Genomic DNA, 19,036 nt, shown 5'->3' on the forward strand with positions numbered 1-19,036 from the left:
GTCATTCCTCGTCGGGTAAAGGTTCGTTGCGGGCCGCGGCCATCGCGCGGTAAACCGCTTCGGGGCGCAGCGGCAGCGAGGTCAGGCGCACGCCAACAGCATCTTCGATCGCTTCCGCGATAGCCGAGGCCACGCCAAAGGTCGCGCTTTCGCCCACGCCCTTGGCGCCGAACGGGCCGTTGGACTGGTAGGCATCGGCGATCTCGCGGCCGATCACATTCGGGATGTCGTGGATGCCCGGGATCTTGTATTCCGAGAACGAAGCGTTGCGCAGTTGCCCCTGTGCATCGAACTCCATGTCTTCGAGCAGCGCGCTGCCCAGCTGCATGATGGCCGCGCCGGAAATCTGCGTGTCGACGACCAGCGGGTTGATCGCCGTGCCGCAGTCCACCACATTTTCGAAGCGGATCACCTTGAGTTGGCCGGTTTCGGTATCGACTTCGATCTCGACACCGCAGGCGCCCACCATCCAGTTCGGGGTGATGTTCTCGGACTGGCCCGTGTCGTGGTCCGGGGACTTGTAGGTCGGAATGTAGCTGCCCACCCCCACGATATTGCCGGCCTGCATGCCGTACTTCTTGGGCAGCACTTGCGCGGCGGTGGCTGTGGCGGGCAGGCCGACCTGCAGGGCCAGTGCTTCCAGGTTGGCCTTGGCATCCTCGGCCGCCAGGCGCACCGCATGGCCCATGTGGAAGGTCGACCGCGAACCCAGCGTCGCCATGTCGTACGGCGTCACGTCGGTATCCGGATGGATCACCTTGATCGTTTCAGCCGGAATGCCCAGCACGTCGCCAGCCATCATCGCAATGGCGGTGTCCGACCCCTGCCCCATGTCGACCGTACTGGAATACACGATGCAGCTGCCATCGGCCGACAGGTTGACGATCGCAACCGATGTGGTCGGCGCGACGCAGGCCTTGAAGCCGATGCCAATGCCCCGCCCGCGGCGCAGCTTGGGCGTGCCGCGATCGAACGGCGCATCCCACTTCATGCGATCGGCGATCCGGTCCAGGCACAGCGTCAGCGCCGCGTCATGCATGATGGTGCCGGTCGGGTGGGCACGGCCTTCGCGCAGCAGGTTCTTGCGGCGGAAGGCCACCGGATCCATCTTCAGCGCCCGCGCAATCATGTCGGCCTGGCTTTCATAGGCCCATACCATCTGCGGAATGCCAAAGCCGCGGAATGCGCCGGCCGGCGGCAGGTTGGTGTAGACCGCGTACGAATCGATGCTGACGTTGTCGATCTCGTAGGGGCCGGTCGCGGTAAAGCCCGACTTCTGCGTCACGCGCGGACCAATATCGGCGACCGCGCCGCCGTTCCACCACACCTCGCATTCGCGGCCGGTGATCTGGCCTTCCCGGGTCACCGCCGTCTTCATGCGGAAGGTGGTGGCGTGTTTGGTGATCGTGAAGAACTGCTCTTCCATGGTCAGCGCCACGCGCACCGGGCGGCGGACCAGCAAGGCCAAAGCGGCGGCCAGGGCTTCCAGCTTGATGTACAGCTTGGCCCCGAAACCGCCGCCCAGGATCCCCGTGCGCACGCGCACCTTGTTCTCGGGCCAGCCCAGCAGGCGCGCGATTTCGATGCGCACGAACGACGGGCTTTGCGACGCGGTGTGCAGCGTGATCGCGTCGTCGAAAGGCTCGGCCACGCTGATCATGGGTTCAAGCGGCGTGTGCATTACCTGCTGCGTGCGGAAGGTGTGCTCGAACACATGATCGGCTTCGGCAAAGGCCTTGGCCACGTCGCCCTTGCGCACCCGGAAGTCCAGCGCGACGTTGGTCTGCGTGCGCCCTTCCAGGTGCTTCAGGTCAGGAAAGGTGCCAGCAGGCTTCAGGCGGTCATGCACCACCACATCAGGCGACCACGCTTCGACCTCGTCGAACACCGCCGGCAATTCGTCGTAATCGACAACGATCAGGTGCAGCGCCTCTTCGGCCACGTGCGGATCGTCGGCCAGCACCACGGCCACGGGCTCGCCCACATAGTGCACCTTGCCGATCGCCAGGATGGGCTGGTCGTGGAAGGCGGGACCAAAGTAGGGTTCCGGGATGATGCGCAGCACGTCTTCGGACGTGATCACCGCATGCACCCCCGGCATGGCGCGCGCCGCCGACGTGTCGATGCCGCGCAGGTGCGCATGGGCCACCGGGCTGCGCAGGATCTTGGCGTGCAGCATGCGCGGCAGCACCAGGTTGTGGATGTATTCGGCCTTGCCCGTGACCTTGCTGCGGGCTTCCAGCCGCCCCAGCGACCGGCCGACCTGACGCGTCTCCCGCGTCATTCCGTCATGGCCCGCGGCGTCCCGGGTGATTGCATCGTTGGCGTTCATGCATGCTCCTTGCTGTCAGAGGCCGCGATCGCCTTGCGGATCGCCCGGCCCAGGTACACCCGCAGCAACTGTTTCTTGTACGCGGCCGACCCGTGCGCGTCGCCCACGATGTCCAGCTGGCGCGCGGCGCTGTCGCCGGCGGCGCGCAGCAATTCGTCGGTCAAGGCTTCGCCGCGCAGCATGGCTTCGGCATCCGTCAGCCGGGTGGGCCGATCGGTGGCGGCGCCCACGATCAGGCTCGCCCCGTTGACGGAGTCGCCCGCCATGTCCAGCACCACGGCCACGCCCAGCGCCGGCCAGTCGTGCGCGGCACGCGTCGTGACCTTCATATACGCAGCATGCTGACGGCCTTGCGGCGGCACCACGATGCGGGTGATCAATTCATCGCGCTTCACGACGGTCTCGTAATAGCCGGTGTACAGGTCTTCAACCTTGACGGTGCGTTCGCCCGCCGGACCGGTCAGCACCACGCTGGCATTGAGCGCGCTCAATACCGGCGGCATGTCCATGTGCGGATCGCCGTGCGCCAGGTTGCCGCCCAGGGTCGCCACGTTGCGGACGCGGATGTTCGACAGCGTCTTGAACGTGCGGGTCAGCACCGGCCAGCCTTCTTGCACCACTGGCGAATGTTCCAGGCTGGACAGCGTCGCAAAGCCACCGATCTGCAGTTGGCCATCGGCGCCCACCGACACCTCGGAGTGGGCCGCTTCCAGGCGGCGCAGGCTGACCATGCGGGTCAGCTGAAGCACGCCAGCCTTCATCATCAGCATGACGGCGGTCGCGCCGCCAACCGGGCGCACACCGGGATCGTCGGGATCGAGCAGGGCGATCGCCTCGGGCAGAGTGGTCGGAACCACGAATTCAAAGGGGGCCATACGGTCGTCCTGTCAGGCGCGCGCGCCAAGCAGGCGGCGCAGGTGGTCGGCAATGATCTCCGGGGTCTCGAGCGGCGTCAGGTGGCGCGCGGCCGGGATCTCGGTCAGGGTCGATTGGGGAATGCCTTCGTGCATCACGCGGGCCATGGCGGGCGTCGCGGCATAGTCTTCCTCGCCCACCACCACCGCCGTCGGGGCGGTGATCTTGCCCAGCTGCGAGCGACCGTCATAGGCGCCCAGCATGCGGCAGGTGGCCGCGAAAGCCTGCACGTCATTGCGCAGGAAAGTATCAATGCAACGCTGCACGACCTCGGGGTGTTCCTCGCGGAACCGGTCGCTGAACCAGCGCGTCTTCTGGAAGTCGAGCAACGCGCCCAGCCCTTCCTTCAGCCCGCGTTCGGCACGGGCATTCCAGTCGGCCGGCGCCGTCTCGCCGTACCACGCGGTGGTATCGATCAGGCCCGCGCCGCGAGTCAGGCCGGGGTTGTCCGCCGCGAACTGCAAGGCGACACAGCCGCCCATCGACGCGCCCGCGACCACCACGTCGGACCACTGCAGTGCGTCGACCACGTCTTTCATGTCCTGTGCGAACAGTTCGACCGTGAATGGCGTGCCGGGCTTGCCGGACTGGCCGTGCCCGCGCGCGTCCACGGCAACGATGCTGGCCTCCCCGGCCAGCAGGGCCACCACCGGATCCCAGAAGTGGCGATCCATGGCCAGCGAATGCACGAGCAGCAGCCGCGCCGGCGCGGTGTCATTGCGATAGTGGGTGTAGGCGATGGCCGTGCCATCGCGCGTGGTGACGGTACGGTTCTGGCTGTCTTGCTGAGTCTGGGAAGTCATCAGGGTCTCGGGGGTCAATGGCGCAGGGAGTTGGACGATCACGGAGCGGTCTCGGGGCGATCACGGGACGGTCCGGCCGCCAGGGTGATGCCATGATGCGAGCGCCGCGCGCGGTGCGGCAAACGATCATTTCTCATGGGCGGCATGAATGCCTTTCATGCCGCCTCGGCATGGCACGGCGTCAGTCCACCTTGCCGACCTTCTGCACCGCGCGGGTCAGCTTCTCGGCATCCGCGGCCCAATACTTCTTGAACTCGGCCGTGTCCAGGTACATGACCGGAATGCCGGCGCCTTCGATCACCTTGTTGACCTTGTCGTCCTCGGCGGCGGCCTTGGCGGCCACACGCAGTTTTTCGATGACGGCCGGCGGTGTGCCGGTTGGCACGAACAGCCCCGACCACTGCGCGAATTCGACCGGATACCCCGACTCGGTCAGGCTCGGCACGTCAGGCATCGACTTCAGCCGGCCCTCGCCCCAATGCGCCAGGATCTTGACCCGTCCGGACTTGACGTGCGGCGACACCGAGGCCGGCGATACCGCCATGGCATCGACCTGCCCGCCCATCAGGCCGATCAGGGCAGGTCCGGCCCCGGTATAGGGCACGTGCTGCATTTTCAGATCGGCCTGGGCCCGGAACGCTTCCATGAAGATATGCAGCGTGCCGTAGGTACCCGACGATCCGTAGCTGATCTCGCGCTTTTTCGCGTCGGCCACGAAGTCGGCCAGATTCTTCCACGGCGCATCGGCACGCACCGCCAGCACGGTCGGGTCGGCCGTGAAGCGCGCAACCGGGGTCACCTGGTTGACCTGGTACATGGGTGGCCGGCCCGACAGCTTGTCGGCCTCCGGAATGATCGAGATCGATGGCAGCGCCATCAGGATCGTGTAGCCATCGGGCGACGACTTGGCGGCATGGGCAATGCCCACGCCCCCGCCTGCGCCGCCGCGGTTTTCCACGATCACCGGTTGCTTGAGCGCCCGGCTCATGGCCTCGGCCACCGGACGGGCCACGGTATCGTTCACGCCGCCCGGCGGGAAAGGCACGACCATGGTGATCGGCCGGGTCGGCCAGTTGCTGTCAGCCGATTGGGCCCACGCGGCGGGCGCCGCCGACATGCCATAGGCGAGCAGAGCCGCGCACGCGGCGTGCAATGAATTGTGCATAACGCTTCCTTAACGATGCGGCGGGGCGATCAGCCCAGCACGTGGTGCCACTTGGCGAGAACCTGCTGCTGCAGTTCCTTGCTGGCTTCGGCGACCGCCGGAAACTGGGCCAGGAAGTCGTAGGGACGGCAGGCGTCGATGATGGCCTTGGACGTCAGCGGGGCCGACGTGGTGTAGGCGATCGACATGGGATCGTTCTTCGACCCCATGCCACGCTTGATGATGTCGATATCAATGTCCGGATCCGTGCGTGTGGCCACCGCCCACATCACCTCCTGCAGGTTCGACGGATCGATGTCTTCGTCAACAACCACCGAATAGCGCGACATATAGGCGCCCACCCCGCATTGGCTCAGGATGTGCCCGGCCTGCCGCGCATGACCCGCATACCGCTGGCGGATCGCCACCACGTTGAACATGCGCGCCCCGCCAATCTCGTGCGCCCACAGCGCCGCCACGTCGGGCACGCCGGCCGCCTGCAAGGCGTCCATCAGCAGCGCCGACCGCATCACGGCCTTGGAATAGGAATAATCGTTGGGCGGCTTGGCGGGCGGGCTGCCCAGCAGGATCGGGCGGTTGCGGTAATAGATGCGCTCGATCGTCACCACCGGCGCAGTGGCGGCCTTGCCCGGGTAGTAGCCATGAAATTCGCCGAACGGGCCTTCGATCCGTTCATCGCCCGGATGCGCCCAGCCTTCGATCACGATCTCGGCATGCGACGGAATCGGCAACCCGGTCAGCGGCGCATTCACCACCTCGACCGGCTTGCCCAGGATCGCGCCGATGTAGTTGTACTCGCACATGCCGAACGGCACTTCAATGCCCGAGATCAGATAGCCCAGCGGATCGCAGCCCACCACGATCGCCACCGGAAACGGCTTGCCCGCCTTCATGTACTTGTCGTACTGGATCGCGCCGTGCTTGCCCGGAATCATGTCCAGGCCCACATGGTTGCGATCGTGAACCATTACGCGATACGTGCCCACGTTCACCCAGTCCGAATCCAGGTCCCGCGTCACCACCATGCAGCCCGTGCCGATGTACCGGCCGCCATCCTTTTCGTGCCAGAGGGGTGAGGGAAACTTGAACAGGTCGACGGCCTCATCCGCATCGGTGTTCTCGAATACCGGGCCGTCTTCCACTGTGACCGGATTGAAGTTGGCGGCGGCCGCCTGCCATTGCCGGGGCCGGCCACGCAGCGTGTCGACCAGGCCGCCATGCGAACGCTGCAGATCCAGCCGCAGCAAGGACGACAGGCGGGTCGGACTGCTGGTGCTGCAGGTCAGCACCCGAAAGCCCGGAGCGTAATCGGGAATGTCGTCGAACAGCAGCGCATGGGGCACCGCTTTCTTGACGTTCAGTTCACTGATCGCGCCCAGTTCAAGGTTCCAGTGCGCACCGCTCACTTCCGTCAGTTCGCCAAACTCGCGCACGTGGTCGAGCCACACGCGCAGGTCCAGGGGATGGGCATCCACGGCAAAGGTCATGACAGGTCTCATCGTTATGGTGGGCGGAGCCTGTTGCCCCGCACATGCGTTGCATCATTGCGGCAACGCTGTCAGGGCACACCATAGGACCGCGGCCGGACCTTGGGCAAACGATAGCTTTTCATGGCCTGCATGAAATTCGCTCATCCTGCCGCAGCGGTGGATGAGCGACTGCGGAGCGGATGCCGCTCCAGTTGCCGGCCCTGCGTCAGGCCGGCGCGCCGTACAGCTGAGCCTCGCGCTGCTTCAAAATGTCGGCCAGGAACCAGTAGGCCTGGCCCCACGCGTCCAGCACGGTGTCATCCACCGCATCGCCCAGCACGTCCTTGATCGCCGGCAACAGCGCGTTCGCCACCGCCGGATAGTGCTCGGGCTTGATGTGCGTTTCCACATGCCGCGCACAGATGCGTTCGACCGCTCCCGACAGCGCCGGCAGGTTGTCGACGTTCTTGGCAAATGCCAGGATCGCCGCCGCCAGCCGCTTGGGCTGCTCCCCAGACGTAAAGGCCGCCTGATCGAAAAGCGCCTTCATCTCGGGATCGACGAACAGCCGTTCGTACATGCGGGTGGTGATGGCCAGGCCATGCTCTTGCAGGGCCGGCGCGGTGGACTTGACGATGGCAAGGGTCTCGGGGGACAGGGGATCGGCCATGGTGTGCTCCTTGAAGAAATCAAAAGGACTCTGGATTCTACAAGGCGCGTCCTGTTGAGCCTTCGAGGCTGCGGGCCATCCAGCGCGGCGCTCTAGCCCGGAATGTCCGGCTCCACCAATTGCGCCAGCATCACCAACGACTCCTGCCACCCCAGGTGGCACATCTCGGCCGGGATGATGGCGGGGATGCCTTCCTGGACGATCTCCACGTCCACGCCGCACAGCACCGGGCGCAGTGAGACCGTGGTCTGCATCACGCCGGGCAGGTTGGGATCATCGAAAACGCCCGTGTAGCGCAGGCGCTTGCCCGGCACCAGTTCCAGATAGTCGCCGCCAAAGCTGTGGCTGGAACCCGTGCCGAAATTGGTGAATGACATCCGGTAGGCGCCGCCCACCTTGGGATCCTGCGCATGCACTTTGGCGGTAAAGCCGAACGGCGGCAGCCATTTGACCAGGGCGTCGGGATCAAGAAAGGCGCGGTACACGCGGTCGGGCGTGGACTTCAGCACACGGTGGAATCGAACCGTCGTCGTTGTCATGATCAATCATCCTGAAGAAAGAGGACAGCCCTCTGCCCCCACGACGATTATCGGCCACCGCAATCGACATGTCGCCCATGTCGCCCATGCCGAGCGACATGCTGCCTCATTGCAGCGTGATCCCCGACGACTTGATCACCTTCGAATACCGCGCGTAGTCATCGCGCAGCGCCGCGTCGAACTGCTGCGGCGTGCCGCCCGAGATGCCATAGCCCTGGCTTTCGACGGACTTGCGCACGTCGGGCTGCGCCAGCACCGCCGCGACATCCCGGTTGATTTTCTCAACGATCTGCCGAGGCGTGCCCGCCGGCGCCAGGATGCCTTGCCAGCTTTCGACATCGAAGCCAGGCACGGCCACTTCGGCGATGGTCGGGACGTCGGGCATGGCAGGCGACCGGTACGACGTCGTGACGGCCAGCGGGATCAGGCGGCCGGCCTTGATGTATTCGGTGACGGCCGCGGCCGTGATGATCGTCGCATCCACATGCCCGCCCATGACGTCGGTCGCGGCGGGAGCGCCACCGGCGTACGGGATGTAGTTGACCTGGATGCCCAGGCGCTGCCGCACCATTTCGTGGGCGATATGGGCGATGCCGCCGCTGGTGGGCAAGGCGACGCTGACCTCGCCCGGCTTCTGCTTGGCCAGCGCCACATATTCCTGGAAGGTCTTGATGCCCAGCGACGGTTTGACAACCAGCACCTGCGGATTGACGATCGCGCGGATCACGCCCGACAGGTCGTCAAGCGTGTAGCCCGGCTTGCTGTACATGGCGAGGTTCAGCACCACCGCATCGCTGTGCAGCAAGAGGGTGTAGCCATCGGGTTTGGACCGCGCCACCCGCGCCGCGCCGATCGTGCCGCCCGCGCCGGTAATGTTTTCGACCAGTACCGTCTGTCCCCACTGGATCGCCAGTTTTTCGGCGATGACCCGCGCGATCTTGTCGGTGCTGCCGCCCGCGGACACGGGCACGATGAAGCGCACGGGCTTGTCAGGATAGGCAGCGGGCGTGGACTCGGCCGCGTACGCTGCGGGAAGGGCTGCAGTCAGCACCAGGGCCGGCACCATCGCGGCGGCGCCAAGCGCAAGGCACGCGCGGCGCCGGACGGACACCGCTTTGATCGGACGTGGACGGGACATCGGGGTTCTCTTGAAGTGAAGGATCAGTGGCGCAACCGGAACGCCGCGCGCTCGCTGTCGTCCAGGCGTGCGATCAGCCCGGTTTCCCAGGACAGATAGCGGCGCGCGGCTTCGCGATTGCCGTCGTGACGGTCATGCACAAAAAACAGGTAGTCGATGCAGTCGGCATCGGACGGATGATCGGGCGTGTCCACGACAGGCAAGCCGGCTTCGGCCCACGCCGCGGCGTCGCCGGCCAGCCAGCGGGCATCGTCGAACTCGGCATCCCCCGCAGCCAGCGCAGCGATCCGGCCATCGTCAGCGACGATAACGACCGGAAGGTTGTCGGTCGCAACGAGTGCCTGGATGCGCGGACGGATCGTCCAGGTCGCACCTTCGATATGCCCGGCCCGGTACTTGGTGCTGGCGCGCACGTCGAGCAGACGGACACCGCCCGAGGCGGCCAGCGCGGCCACTTCGTCGGCGTCCACCGCGGCCAGCGGCGTGACGGCGCTCGGGGCCTTGGCGGGCGGCGCCAGGGTGACATCACCTGTCAGCAGGTAGGAATCGTGCCCGAGTTGCCGCAGCCACGCCGCGATCAAGGGGGCGCGAATGCCATCGGTATCGAGCAAAACGATGCGTGCGTTGCGGACCCCGACGTATTGGTCGGTGCCCTGCACCAGTTGGCCGCCGGGCGCGTGCTGCGCACCCGCCAGCGTGCCGGCCGCGAATTCTTCAGGGGTGCGCACGTCGAGCAGGAAGGTGCTGCGCCCGGTGTCACTCAGCCAGGCGGGCAGTGTGTCGGCATCGACTTGTCCAACGCCATGCCAGGCGGCCTGGGCCGACGCGGCTTCCCGGCGGCTGGCAAGACGCGGGTCGGCCGGATCCACCTGCGGATAGCGGCGCGAGCTGCCATGCTCCAGTTGCAGATCGTTCAGGAACCAGCCCTGCGTCCCGTTTTCAAGCGCATACACCGGGTTGCGCACGCCGGCGTTGATCAGCGTTTGCGCGCCAATGATACTGCGCGTGCGGCCGGCGCAATGGATCACGATGGGCGTGGAGTCGTCATCGACCAGGGCGTGAATACGGTAGGGCAATTCGGCGTTCGGGCAGCAGATGGCGCCCGGGATATTCATCTTGCGGTATTCCTCGAACGGCCGTCCATCAAGCACCACCACGCGCTCGCCCCGCTGGAACATGGCGTTGAGTTCCTGGGCCTGGATGCGCGGCGTATCGTAGGCGTGCTCGGCCAGTTCCCCGAAGGTCTTGGACGGCAGGTTCACACCCTGGAACAGTTCGTAGCCGGCCGCCTGCCAGCCTTTCGCGCCATGATTGAGCACGTGCAGATCGGTGTAGCCCAGCCCTTGCAGACGCTGCGCCGCACGCTGCGCCACGCCATCGTCATCATCGAGCAGCACGATCCGCGCGCCCCGCCGCGGCACCAGCCGCGTGACATCAAGCTCGAGCCGGCTATAGGGAGCGGACACCACGAAGAAGGGATGGCCTTCGCCATACTGCCCGTGCTCGCGCACGTCAAGAAAGGCCAGTTCATTGCCGTCCTGCAGCCACTGCCTGACGGTCTGTGCATCGATCGAAGAAATCATGGGGACATGCCTGAGATAAGTGAATAGGAGCGGAAAGGCTGTCCCGATTCTAGAGTCGCGCATAGTGCCGGATCAACACGCGACCGCCAACGACGCGATCGCTCTTTGCTTATAGCTCTGACTTTTTTGGCTGACGCAGCCAGGATCGCCGACGCGCAAGGCCGAGCGCCGCGATGCCAGCCAGCACCGCCAATGCACCGCCTTCCATCGCTCCGCCGCCACTCGACATGGGATTGCCCGCCACGTTGCCGGCAGGCGCCGGGATCTGCGCGGCCGCGACGTCGGCCGTGACGAACTTGCGGTATTCCGGCAGGAACCAGCCTTCGGCGATCAAGGTGTCCAGACGGGCTGCGACCTTGGCCTGATACTCGGCCGGCCCGCCCGGATACAGCCGTGCCAGGGTTTCCGGCGGCAGCTTGACCTCGGTGCCCACGAGCAGGCACAAGCGGTTCAGCCTGTCCTTTTCGGCCTGCGGGGCATCGGCCGCAAACCGGCCGTCGCCAAAGACGCCATAGGTCGCGGTCGGCACGTCCACATAGACATTGCGGATGCCGCCGGTGGCATTGCCGTTGGCATCCAGCGCCAGGAAGGACCCGTCGCCAAAGGTGTTGCCATCGGTCGCGATGGGCGCGGGCGCATGCGGGGGCTTGGTGCCCTTGTCGACCCACTGCACCAGATGATTCAACGCCAACGCGGTGAAGGCGCCTGCCGGAAAGCTGGACACGGGCTTGGTGCAGGGGTCGCCCAGGAAGCCAGGGTTTTCGCGCGCGTTGTTGTGCGCCATGCCGGCCACTTCATACAGCCGGAACTGATTGTTGGGCTCGTCGCCGTCCGACCGCCGGTACTGAATGCCTTCTTCGGCCCACGTGCGCACCTCGGTCTGGGTCGGCATCTGGATGATGGGCACATCCAGGAAGGGCAGCTTGGTGTTGCCGTTGGTGCTCGTCACCAGATAGCCGTCATAGAGCGGACCGGCCTTGCCGTCGTTGAGCCGCACCGTCGGGTGGACTGCCATGTAGTTGCGCACGGTGCCCGACGACGCGGACGTTCCCATCAGCGTGACCTTGCGGACTGCGTAGCCCGGCAGCCAGCCACCCGGCCGGCCATTGGTCTTCATGAGCGCCCCGAACTGCGCGATGATCTCGTTCGCCTGGCTGGCCAACGGGATCGACAGCGCCGCATAACGCGCGTCGTTGAACGCGCGCATGGATGCGATGTTGGCGGCCGAGGTCGGGATCTCGACAAACACGTGCCCACGCGTCAGCACCGATTCGCGCGACCACTCGAAGATCAGCGCACGCCCGCTGGTGTGCATCGCTTCGGCCACCACCACCCCGCTGAAGTCGGCCACGTTGCGCGGGCGGCGCACCAGCATGCGCGTGGCGTAGGGTTGGCCGCTCGCCGTGCCGCTCACGAAATACTCTTCCGTCACATAAGGAAAGGCAGTGACCGGCACCGCACCTTCCGTAATGTTCAGTCCCTGATACAGCACGTTGGCCGCCGTCTCGGCAATCGGCCCGGTGACCGACGCGGGCGGCGCCGCCAGGGTGATGGTCTGGGCAAACGCGCTGGCGGCTGGGAATGCCGAGGCCAGCAGCAGCGCGCTACAGGCCACGGTCCGGCTCATGCCGCGTGCCCACCACCGGGCCAGCGCGTGACGGGGCCTCGCGGCCGAAGCCGTGCGATCGTATGCAACCATGATGTCTCCTCAATGGATGCCGCGGGTGGATGCCGCGGGTGAACGCCGCGAGGCGTCCGATGCCACGCTATTTTTGATCAAGATCGATTCTGAGCATGTTCAATATTTTGGTCGAATGTAGTCCTGGTTTCTTGCCCGCGTCAATCCGGGTCTTTCGCGCAGGCCTCCCCTACAATGGACGTCCCGATTCCACGCGCCCGGAGCGTGTTCCCTTGACCGACGCCGCCGAAGCCGATCCCCTTGCCCTGGGGGGAAATATCCGCAGCACCCGCATCCTGAAAGGGCTCAAGCTGCGCGAAGTGGCCGACCGGGTCGGCTGTTCCGAAAGCATGTTGTCCAAGGTCGAGAACGGCAAGATCACGCCGTCGCTGCGGCTCTTGCACAAGGTCGCCACGAGCTTCGGCACCACCGTGCCCGACCTGCTGGCGTCGCGGGACGACAACCACATCGTGTCCCGCGCAGGGGAACGGCAGGCGCTTGCGATCGACGCCAAGGGATCGCATGTCGAACGGCTCGTTGCGCCAGACGGCGACCATGTGCTGGAAGGCCATCTGCATGTGATCGCGCCGGGCGGCGGCAGCGAAGGCGTTGTCGCGCACGAAGGTGAAGAAGTCGGCTATGTGGTCGAAGGCCAGCTCGAGCTGACCGTGGGACACGAAACCTTTGTGCTCAAGGCCGGCGATTCGTTTTCCTTCCGGTCCGAGATCGCCCACCACTATCGCAACGCCAGCAAGAAGCCAGCACGGGTCGTCTGGGTCAGCACGCCTGGCCGGCGCAGCAATGACCCGTCGTCCTTCGCCGCACGCAGCAAGCGCCGCAAGCCGCGCTAAGGCATCGGGGCCCGGCAACCTGCGGCCTTACCCCCGCCCCTGCCAGGAAAAATGTAAACGGCGATTGACGTCGCGCGCGCCTCGCCGCTAAATTCAAGTCACTTGATTTTAAGTCTATCGACTTGAAAACCGGGAGGCGCCCCGTTTGCCGGGCCCGTCACAACCCGGGTCGGAGACAGTCTTTGCTTCACGGATGCCGGTCGTCCACGACGCGGCAGCATGTTTTCCCAGTCCGGAGAAATCGCCGTATGAACAAGCTGATCCTTGCCGTCATGGCGGGCGCCCTGTGCGCCGCCGCCCTTCCCTCCGTCAGTGCCGCGCAGGCCTACCCCGACAAGCCGATCCGCGTGATCGTGCCTTACCCGCCGGGCGACCTGGCCGACATCATTGCGCGGCTGATCGGCCCCAAGATCACCGAACAGTTGGGCCAACCCGTCGTGGTGGAAAACCGCCCCGGTGCGTCGGGCATGGTCGGCTTGCAGAACGCCACGCAAGCACCGCCCGACGGCTACACGCTGGTGCTCGGGCAGATGGGCAGCATGGCGGTGGCGCCCATCATCAATAAGCAGCCCTTTGACGTGCGCGACGCCTTCGTGCCGGTGGCCATGGCCTACACGAACTACCTAATGCTGGTGTCGCACCCGGACTTTCCCGCCAAGACCCTGCCCGACCTGATCGCCTATTCCAAAGCCAATCCGGGCAAGGTCAGCCTGGCCACCAATGGCGAGGGCGGATTCCCGCACCTTGCGGTCGAATTGCTCAAACGTCAGACCGGCTTTTCGTTCACGCACATCCCGTACAAGGGCAGCAATCAAAGCGTGACCGACGTGATCGGCGGGCAGGTACCGCTGACCATCAGCGGCGCGTCGAGCATGAACCCGCACGTCAAGGCCGGCCGGCTGCATGGCATTGCGATCACCGCGCGGGAACGCTCCCGCATCACCCCTGACGTGCCGACCTTCAAGGAAGCGGTGCCCGACTACGAAGCCCTGGGCTGGTTCGGCTTCTTTGCGCCCAAGGGCACACCCGACGCGATCATCAGCAAGCTGAACGATTCGGTCAATGCCGCGCTCAAGATGCCCGACGTCGCGCAAAAAGCCGCCACGCTGGAACTGGACACGTCGCCTGGATCGCCGCAGTACTTTGGCGTGGTCTGGCGGCGGGACTACGACAAGTGGGGCTCGATCATCCGCGATCTGAAGCTCGACACCCCGAAGCCCTGACGGAGACACCATGCAGCAACCCCATTCGGTCTACGAGCCTTTCGGCTGGCATCACTGGCCCGAGGATTTCTGGTTTTCCTACCAGTTCCGGCGCGGGCTGGGCGAGACGCAGGAAGGCGGCGGCGCCGTCAGCGAAGTGTTCCAGGCAGGCAGCAAGATCATTCCGGGCGACCGCGAAAGCTGGTTCAAGGAATGGACGCACATTGCGGATCGCAACGACCGTCGCGGCGATGACGCGCTGGCCAACGGCCATGTGCGCACGGCCATGAACTGCTGGCTGCGCGCCGCCAACTACTACCGCGAGGCCGAGTTCTGGCTGGACGGACACGACCCGCGCCGCCTGGCCACCTTCACCTTGTGCGAAGCCGCATCGGCCAAGGCGTTTACACGCTTGACGCCCGCAGCGGAAGTGGTAGAGATCCCTTATGAAAACGGCACGACGCTGCCCGCCTACTTCATCCGGTCGGCCCACGGCGGCGATCGCCAGCCCGTGCTGATTTCAGTGGGCGGGCTCGATTCCTTCAAGGACGAACTGTGGTTCATGACCGGCCGCGGCGCGGTGCAGCGCGGCATGTCGGTCTTGCTGGTCGACGGCCCGGGCCAGGGCGGCGCCTTGCGGCGTCACAAGCTGGCGACCCGCTACGACTATGAAGTGCCGATCGGCGCCTGCATCGACTGGCTGGAACGGCGATCGGATGTGGACACCTCGCGCATCGCCGTCAGCGGATCGAGCCTGGGCGGCTATTACGCCGCGCGGGCGGGGGCAATGGAGCCGCGCCTGGCCGCCTGCATTTCGCACGGCGCGATCTGGGACATCCACGCGCGCTGGAAAGTGCGTGACGACAGCCATGGTCTCGCTGGTCACATGACCTGGGTGTTCGGCGCAAAGAACATGGCCGAGGCCACCGAAATCGCGAAGCCCTTCACGCTGGACGGTGTGCTCGAACACATGAAGTGCCCGTACCTAATCATCCACGGCGGCCACGATGTGCTGGGGGTCGAAGCGGTACGGACGGTGTATGACTACGCGATCAAGCATGGCGTGAAGGCCACGCTTCGCCTGACCACCGAAGATGAGACCGGCGCGGAACACTGCCAGCACGACAACCCGACCCTGGGCCAGGAACTGATGCTGGACTGGCTGGCCGACGTCTTCGGTATCGACCAGGCCGCGCTGGCCTTCACCCCTGGCTGACAGGAGCTCGCATGAGCCATTGGTTTGAATACTTCCCCAAGAACCACATGTGGTCGCAGGGCATGATGTTCGGTATCGAGATGGCGGCCTGGGGCGCGGCGGCCATCGGCGAGATCGACCAGATCGGCCAGAAGCTGCGTGGCCATGAAGGCGACAACGAGTTGTGGTGGACCGAATGGACCGCCATGGCCCAACGCATCGAAGGCTTCGGCGACATCGAAGAAGCGCAGGGCCATCGGCTGACGTCGGGCGCCTACTACCTGCGCGCGGCTATCTACTACTTCTGCGGCGAACGCTTCATCGCGCCGTCGGAGCGCAAATGGGATACCTATCGAAGCTGCCTGCGCTGCTTCACCAAAGGTGTCGAGCGGCGCTATCCGCAGATCGAACGCGTCGACGTCCCGTATGAAGACACGACCCTGCCGGCCTGGTTTCTGAAGGCGGATGTCAAAGGCCCGGCGCCCACCGTCGTCATGTTCGACGGCCTGGACAACGCCAAGGAAATGAGCGTGCTGTTCGGAGGTGTCGAGATTGCCCGGCGCGGCATCCATGTGCTGGCGATCGATGGTCCGGGCCAGGGCGAAGCCTTGCGCCTTCAAGGCATTCCCAGCCGCTATGACTATGAAGTGCCCGCTGGCGCGGCCTACGATCACATCACGCAACGCCCGGAAGTCGACCCCGAACGCGTCGCGGTCATGGGCTTTTCCATGGGCGGATACTACGCGCCACGAGCCGCCGCGATGGATCCGCGCTTTGCCGCCTGCGTCGCGTGGGGCGGCCACTTCGACTATCACGAGTCGTGGCAGCGCCGCCGCAAGATCATGGAGTCGGGCGGGACCAAGCTGTCCGCCCCGGGCTTTCAGTTGCCCTGGGTGCTGGGCATGCCCGACATCGACGCCTGCATGAAGAAGCTGGAAAACTACCGGCTTGATGGCATTGCCGAAAAGATGCGGTGCCCCTTCTTCTGCATCCATGGCGAAGACGACAACATCGTGCAGCTGGACTTTGCCGAGCGGCTTTACGCGGCGGTCGGGTCGGCCGACAAGACGCTCAAAGTGCTGCGTGCGTACGATGGCGGCAGCGAACATTGCCAGGAAGACAATCGGCAGGTCGGCGCCAACATCGTGGCGGACTGGCTGGCCGATCACCTGTAGGCCCTACTCCGCCCCGCCCACCCGCGCCAGGATATGGGGCGCCAGAATGTCCGCCAGCACCGGCATGGCCGACGGCTTGGGGTGCACCGCGTCCTTGTAGCAGTCGGGGGACCAGCGGGCGTCGTCCGCGATCGCCACCGGTTCCCTGACACCTACGGACCTCAACAGCTGACGCGCCGGCTCGAAACTGCGCGCGCGTTCGGCTGGATTGCGACTCTCTTCTTCTGTCGCATACAGCACCACGGTCGTCTTCTTGCCGAAGGCCGACATGAAACGTTCGAGCTCGGCGTGCACGTCCCCCTGCGGGACCTTCAACGCGGCCGGAGGCGTGCCGCAAGGCTCAAGCCGGTACACATATTTATTGAACAGAAACCATAACGACGACGTCGGATGCGACCGCGGATGGCTGAACTCGCACGACCAGGACGATGCATCGCCGAAGTCGTTGCTGCCGAGCAGAAAGACCACCTCATCGACCCGGTCGACGACATCCGGATTGCGCTGCAGCCACTTCAGCTCATTGCGCAGCGACCAGCTGCCCGCCGCGATCGGCCAGACCTTGACGCCCGAGTGCGCGAGCGCCTTCTGCGTCAGCGGGCCGAGCCGGTCCTGCTGACGGTACGGATTGCCGCCGTCGACGATGCTGTCGCCCACCAGCAGCACATTGGCGCCCGGGCCCGGCACGAATTCCGGCGCGCCCATGCTGCGCGAATTGAACTGCCAGTCGTTCTTGTTGAGGAAAGCGCCCTGTTGATTCGGCTTGGGCACATAGCCGATGTCGGCGTTTGCTTCGTACAGCGGGAAGTCCAGCAGGCCGAGTTGACGGGTGGCAATTTCGGCCACGATCAGCAAGCCGCAGAACAGCGTTCCGCCAACCAGAACCGAGCGAAGCAAACGGGAACGAGGGCGCGATGTCATGCGAGTCCGTCCGTATGGCGATGGACGTACACAGTACCGGCGATGGCCGAACGGTGCGCCGCTCGTATGGCCTAGTGCCTCAACATGGCCCTCGGCCGCGGTTCACGCCCGATCGGACCTAGACCGGTGGCACACTTGAAAGGCTCAACGGCTGGGAAGCGTTGACCCGTGCGGCGTGACGGGACGCAAGGTCATGCTTCCGACAAGCGCCGCGGTAGCAAGCAGTATCACCGCCGCGCCATAAATATCCGTGGTCGGAATCAGGCCGATCTGGCCGACCAGTGCGCCGGCCACCATGGCGGGCAGGCTCATTGCGAAATAACTGAGCACATAGAACGCTGCCATCAAGCCGGCCCGTTCGTGCGGCAACGCCATCGGCATCACGGTGCGCACGGCGCCCAGGAATGCGGCGCCAAAGCCAATGCCCGCGATCATGGTGCCGGCAAAAAACCACAAGGACGCATTGGCATGAACACCCGCTAGCACCGTGGCAATGCCGACGATCAGCGCCGCCGCGCCGATGTTCATGGTGCGGCGGGCTTCGGTATTACGAAAGGCCACGACCGACCCGGCGCCGCAGATGGTCAGGGTAAACACCAGCAGACCGCCCACCACCGGCGCCTGTTCGCCGGTCACCACGCGCGCAAGCGTCGGCCCCAACGACAGGAAGAAGCCGCCCAGCGCCCACACCGCGACATCGACCGGGGCCACCATCATCAACGCACGGCGGGCCTGCGCCGGCACCCGCACCTTGGGGCGCAGCGACGCCAGCGCGCCAGGCTGCGGCCGCACGGTCTCGGGAAGGAAGAAGGTGATGGCACCCTGGATCACCAGCACGACCAGCAACACCACATAGACAAGATGCAATGGCGCCGGCGCGAACTGCACCAGCACGCTCGATCCCAACGCGCCGATCGCCATGCCGACGATGGGCATGACACTGTTGATCAGCGCGCCCCAGGTCCGGTTGACGTCGAGCAAGGCAGCACCCAGCGCGCTCATGGCCGCGCCCGTGGCCAGCCCCTGCACGACGCGGGCGGCGATCAGCATGGGCACGTCATTGGCCAGGATGAACAGCACCATGGCGACCGCCTGGAGCAGGACGGAGGCAAGCACAACCGGCCGGCGGCCGATGAAATCCGACAGCGCGCCCACGGTCAGCAACGAGAACAACAGACTGAAGGCATAGATGCCGAACACCACGGTCAGCGTGATGGGCGAAAAGCCCCAGGCTTCGCGGTAGATGCTGTACAGCGGCGTGGGCGCGCTGGACGCGGCCATGAAGGCGATGAGGATGCTGGCCAGCAGCACCACCGAGCCGGTCGGCCCCAGGCCGCGAGCGGGGGTGGGCGTCAAGGTGCCGGAGGGGGAAGGATCGGAAGCGGCAGCGCGGGGCGACATGA

General features: G+C 65.5%; 16 protein-coding genes. 4 read left to right on the forward strand and 12 right to left on the reverse strand.

Annotation, left to right across the window (positions count from 1 at the left end):
• Nucleotide 1: 1 nt before the first annotated feature.
• From HD883_RS11195 to HD883_RS11240, 10 genes are all read right to left on the reverse strand, one after another.
• Entirely contained in the window at nt 2-2,332 is a 2,331-nt protein-coding gene (locus tag HD883_RS11195; RefSeq protein ID WP_257022141.1) for a xanthine dehydrogenase family protein molybdopterin-binding subunit, read from the reverse strand.
• The gene (locus tag HD883_RS11200; protein ID WP_179585526.1) at nt 2,329-3,207 is read right to left on the reverse strand and encodes an FAD binding domain-containing protein; all 879 of its coding nucleotides are present in this window, start codon (nt 3,205-3,207) and stop codon (nt 2,329-2,331) included. Before HD883_RS11200 ends, HD883_RS11195 begins: the two co-directional genes overlap by 4 nt.
• 12 nt (nt 3,208-3,219) lie before the next feature.
• Nucleotides 3,220-4,050 (reverse strand): alpha/beta fold hydrolase, encoded by an 831-nt coding sequence (locus tag HD883_RS11205; RefSeq protein ID WP_179585524.1) that lies wholly within the window; start codon nt 4,048-4,050, stop codon nt 3,220-3,222.
• A 181-nt stretch (nt 4,051-4,231) separates the two neighbouring features.
• Nucleotides 4,232-5,215 (reverse strand): tripartite tricarboxylate transporter substrate binding protein, encoded by a 984-nt coding sequence (locus HD883_RS11210; RefSeq protein ID WP_257022142.1) that lies wholly within the window; start codon nt 5,213-5,215, stop codon nt 4,232-4,234.
• Between the two features lie 29 nt (nt 5,216-5,244).
• Nucleotides 5,245-6,702 carry a UbiD family decarboxylase gene (locus HD883_RS11215; protein WP_179585522.1) on the reverse strand — a complete coding sequence of 486 codons (1,458 nt, stop codon included), beginning with the start codon at nt 6,700-6,702 and terminating at the stop codon, nt 5,245-5,247.
• 208 nt (nt 6,703-6,910) lie between these two features.
• Complete coding sequence (locus HD883_RS11220; protein WP_179585520.1) at nt 6,911-7,354, reverse strand: globin domain-containing protein; 444 nt, start codon at nt 7,352-7,354, stop codon at nt 6,911-6,913.
• A 92-nt stretch (nt 7,355-7,446) separates the two neighbouring features.
• Nucleotides 7,447-7,893, reverse strand: coding sequence for an SRPBCC family protein (locus HD883_RS11225; RefSeq protein ID WP_179585517.1), 447 nt, complete (start codon nt 7,891-7,893; stop codon nt 7,447-7,449).
• A 106-nt stretch (nt 7,894-7,999) separates the two neighbouring features.
• Nucleotides 8,000-9,031: a Bug family tripartite tricarboxylate transporter substrate binding protein gene (locus HD883_RS11230; protein ID WP_257022143.1), complete on the reverse strand. Its 1,032-nt coding sequence runs from the start codon at nt 9,029-9,031 to the stop codon at nt 8,000-8,002.
• A 23-nt stretch (nt 9,032-9,054) separates the two neighbouring features.
• Nucleotides 9,055-10,614, reverse strand: a complete 1,560-nt coding sequence (locus HD883_RS11235; RefSeq protein WP_179585515.1) for a rhodanese-like domain-containing protein — start codon at nt 10,612-10,614, stop codon at nt 9,055-9,057.
• A gap of 109 nt (nt 10,615-10,723) precedes the next feature.
• The gene (locus HD883_RS11240; RefSeq protein ID WP_179585512.1) at nt 10,724-12,313 is read right to left on the reverse strand and encodes an alpha/beta hydrolase domain-containing protein; all 1,590 of its coding nucleotides are present in this window, start codon (nt 12,311-12,313) and stop codon (nt 10,724-10,726) included.
• Nucleotides 12,314-12,525: 212 nt separating this feature from the next.
• Here HD883_RS11240 and HD883_RS11245 point away from each other — a divergent pair, with 212 nt between their 5' ends.
• The 4 genes from HD883_RS11245 (at nt 12,526) to HD883_RS11260 (ending at nt 16,715) form a co-directional block, all read left to right on the forward strand.
• Complete coding sequence (locus tag HD883_RS11245) at nt 12,526-13,143, forward strand: cupin domain-containing protein (RefSeq protein ID WP_179585510.1); 618 nt, start codon at nt 12,526-12,528, stop codon at nt 13,141-13,143.
• Nucleotides 13,144-13,391: 248 nt separating this feature from the next.
• A complete protein-coding gene (locus HD883_RS11250; protein ID WP_179585508.1) occupies nt 13,392-14,366 on the forward strand; it encodes a Bug family tripartite tricarboxylate transporter substrate binding protein in 975 nt (324 codons plus the stop codon).
• A 10-nt stretch (nt 14,367-14,376) separates the two neighbouring features.
• Nucleotides 14,377-15,561, forward strand: coding sequence for an alpha/beta hydrolase family protein (locus tag HD883_RS11255; protein ID WP_179585506.1), 1,185 nt, complete (start codon nt 14,377-14,379; stop codon nt 15,559-15,561).
• 11 nt (nt 15,562-15,572) lie between these two features.
• A complete protein-coding gene (locus HD883_RS11260; RefSeq protein WP_179585504.1) occupies nt 15,573-16,715 on the forward strand; it encodes an alpha/beta hydrolase family protein in 1,143 nt (380 codons plus the stop codon).
• A 3-nt stretch (nt 16,716-16,718) separates the two neighbouring features.
• Here HD883_RS11260 and HD883_RS11265 read toward each other — a convergent pair whose 3' ends face one another.
• Both HD883_RS11265 and HD883_RS11270 read right to left on the reverse strand, forming a co-directional pair.
• The gene (locus HD883_RS11265) at nt 16,719-17,633 is read right to left on the reverse strand and encodes a hypothetical protein (RefSeq protein ID WP_179585502.1); all 915 of its coding nucleotides are present in this window, start codon (nt 17,631-17,633) and stop codon (nt 16,719-16,721) included.
• 144 nt (nt 17,634-17,777) lie between these two features.
• Nucleotides 17,778-19,034, reverse strand: a complete 1,257-nt coding sequence (locus HD883_RS11270) for an MFS transporter (protein WP_179585500.1) — start codon at nt 19,032-19,034, stop codon at nt 17,778-17,780.
• Between the last annotated feature and the right edge of the window lie 2 nt (nt 19,035-19,036).

It is taken from the genome of Pigmentiphaga litoralis, from assembly GCF_013408655.1.
Taxonomy (GTDB): domain Bacteria; phylum Pseudomonadota; class Gammaproteobacteria; order Burkholderiales; family Burkholderiaceae_B; genus Pigmentiphaga; species Pigmentiphaga litoralis_A.

Excerpts from the sequence above, each read along its gene's own strand:
- HD883_RS11195 (WP_257022141.1), bottom strand. The coding sequence starts at position 2,332 with ATGAACGCCAACGATGCAATCACCCGGGACGCCGCGGGCCATGACGGA.
- HD883_RS11200 (WP_179585526.1), bottom strand. The coding sequence starts at position 3,207 with ATGGCCCCCTTTGAATTCGTGGTTCCGACCACTCTGCCCGAGGCGATC.
- HD883_RS11205 (WP_179585524.1), bottom strand. The coding sequence starts at position 4,050 with ATGACTTCCCAGACTCAGCAAGACAGCCAGAACCGTACCGTCACCACG.
- HD883_RS11210 (WP_257022142.1), bottom strand. The coding sequence starts at position 5,215 with ATGCACAATTCATTGCACGCCGCGTGCGCGGCTCTGCTCGCCTATGGC.
- HD883_RS11215 (WP_179585522.1), bottom strand. The coding sequence starts at position 6,702 with ATGACCTTTGCCGTGGATGCCCATCCCCTGGACCTGCGCGTGTGGCTC.
- HD883_RS11220 (WP_179585520.1), bottom strand. The coding sequence starts at position 7,354 with ATGGCCGATCCCCTGTCCCCCGAGACCCTTGCCATCGTCAAGTCCACC.
- HD883_RS11225 (WP_179585517.1), bottom strand. The coding sequence starts at position 7,893 with ATGACAACGACGACGGTTCGATTCCACCGTGTGCTGAAGTCCACGCCC.
- HD883_RS11230 (WP_257022143.1), bottom strand. The coding sequence starts at position 9,031 with ATGTCCCGTCCACGTCCGATCAAAGCGGTGTCCGTCCGGCGCCGCGCG.
- HD883_RS11235 (WP_179585515.1), bottom strand. The coding sequence starts at position 10,614 with ATGATTTCTTCGATCGATGCACAGACCGTCAGGCAGTGGCTGCAGGAC.
- HD883_RS11240 (WP_179585512.1), bottom strand. The coding sequence starts at position 12,313 with ATGGTTGCATACGATCGCACGGCTTCGGCCGCGAGGCCCCGTCACGCG.
- HD883_RS11250 (WP_179585508.1), top strand. The coding sequence starts at position 13,392 with ATGAACAAGCTGATCCTTGCCGTCATGGCGGGCGCCCTGTGCGCCGCC.
- HD883_RS11255 (WP_179585506.1), top strand. The coding sequence starts at position 14,377 with ATGCAGCAACCCCATTCGGTCTACGAGCCTTTCGGCTGGCATCACTGG.
- HD883_RS11260 (WP_179585504.1), top strand. The coding sequence starts at position 15,573 with ATGAGCCATTGGTTTGAATACTTCCCCAAGAACCACATGTGGTCGCAG.
- HD883_RS11265 (WP_179585502.1), bottom strand. The coding sequence starts at position 17,633 with ATGACATCGCGCCCTCGTTCCCGTTTGCTTCGCTCGGTTCTGGTTGGC.
- HD883_RS11270 (WP_179585500.1), bottom strand. The coding sequence starts at position 19,034 with ATGTCGCCCCGCGCTGCCGCTTCCGATCCTTCCCCCTCCGGCACCTTG.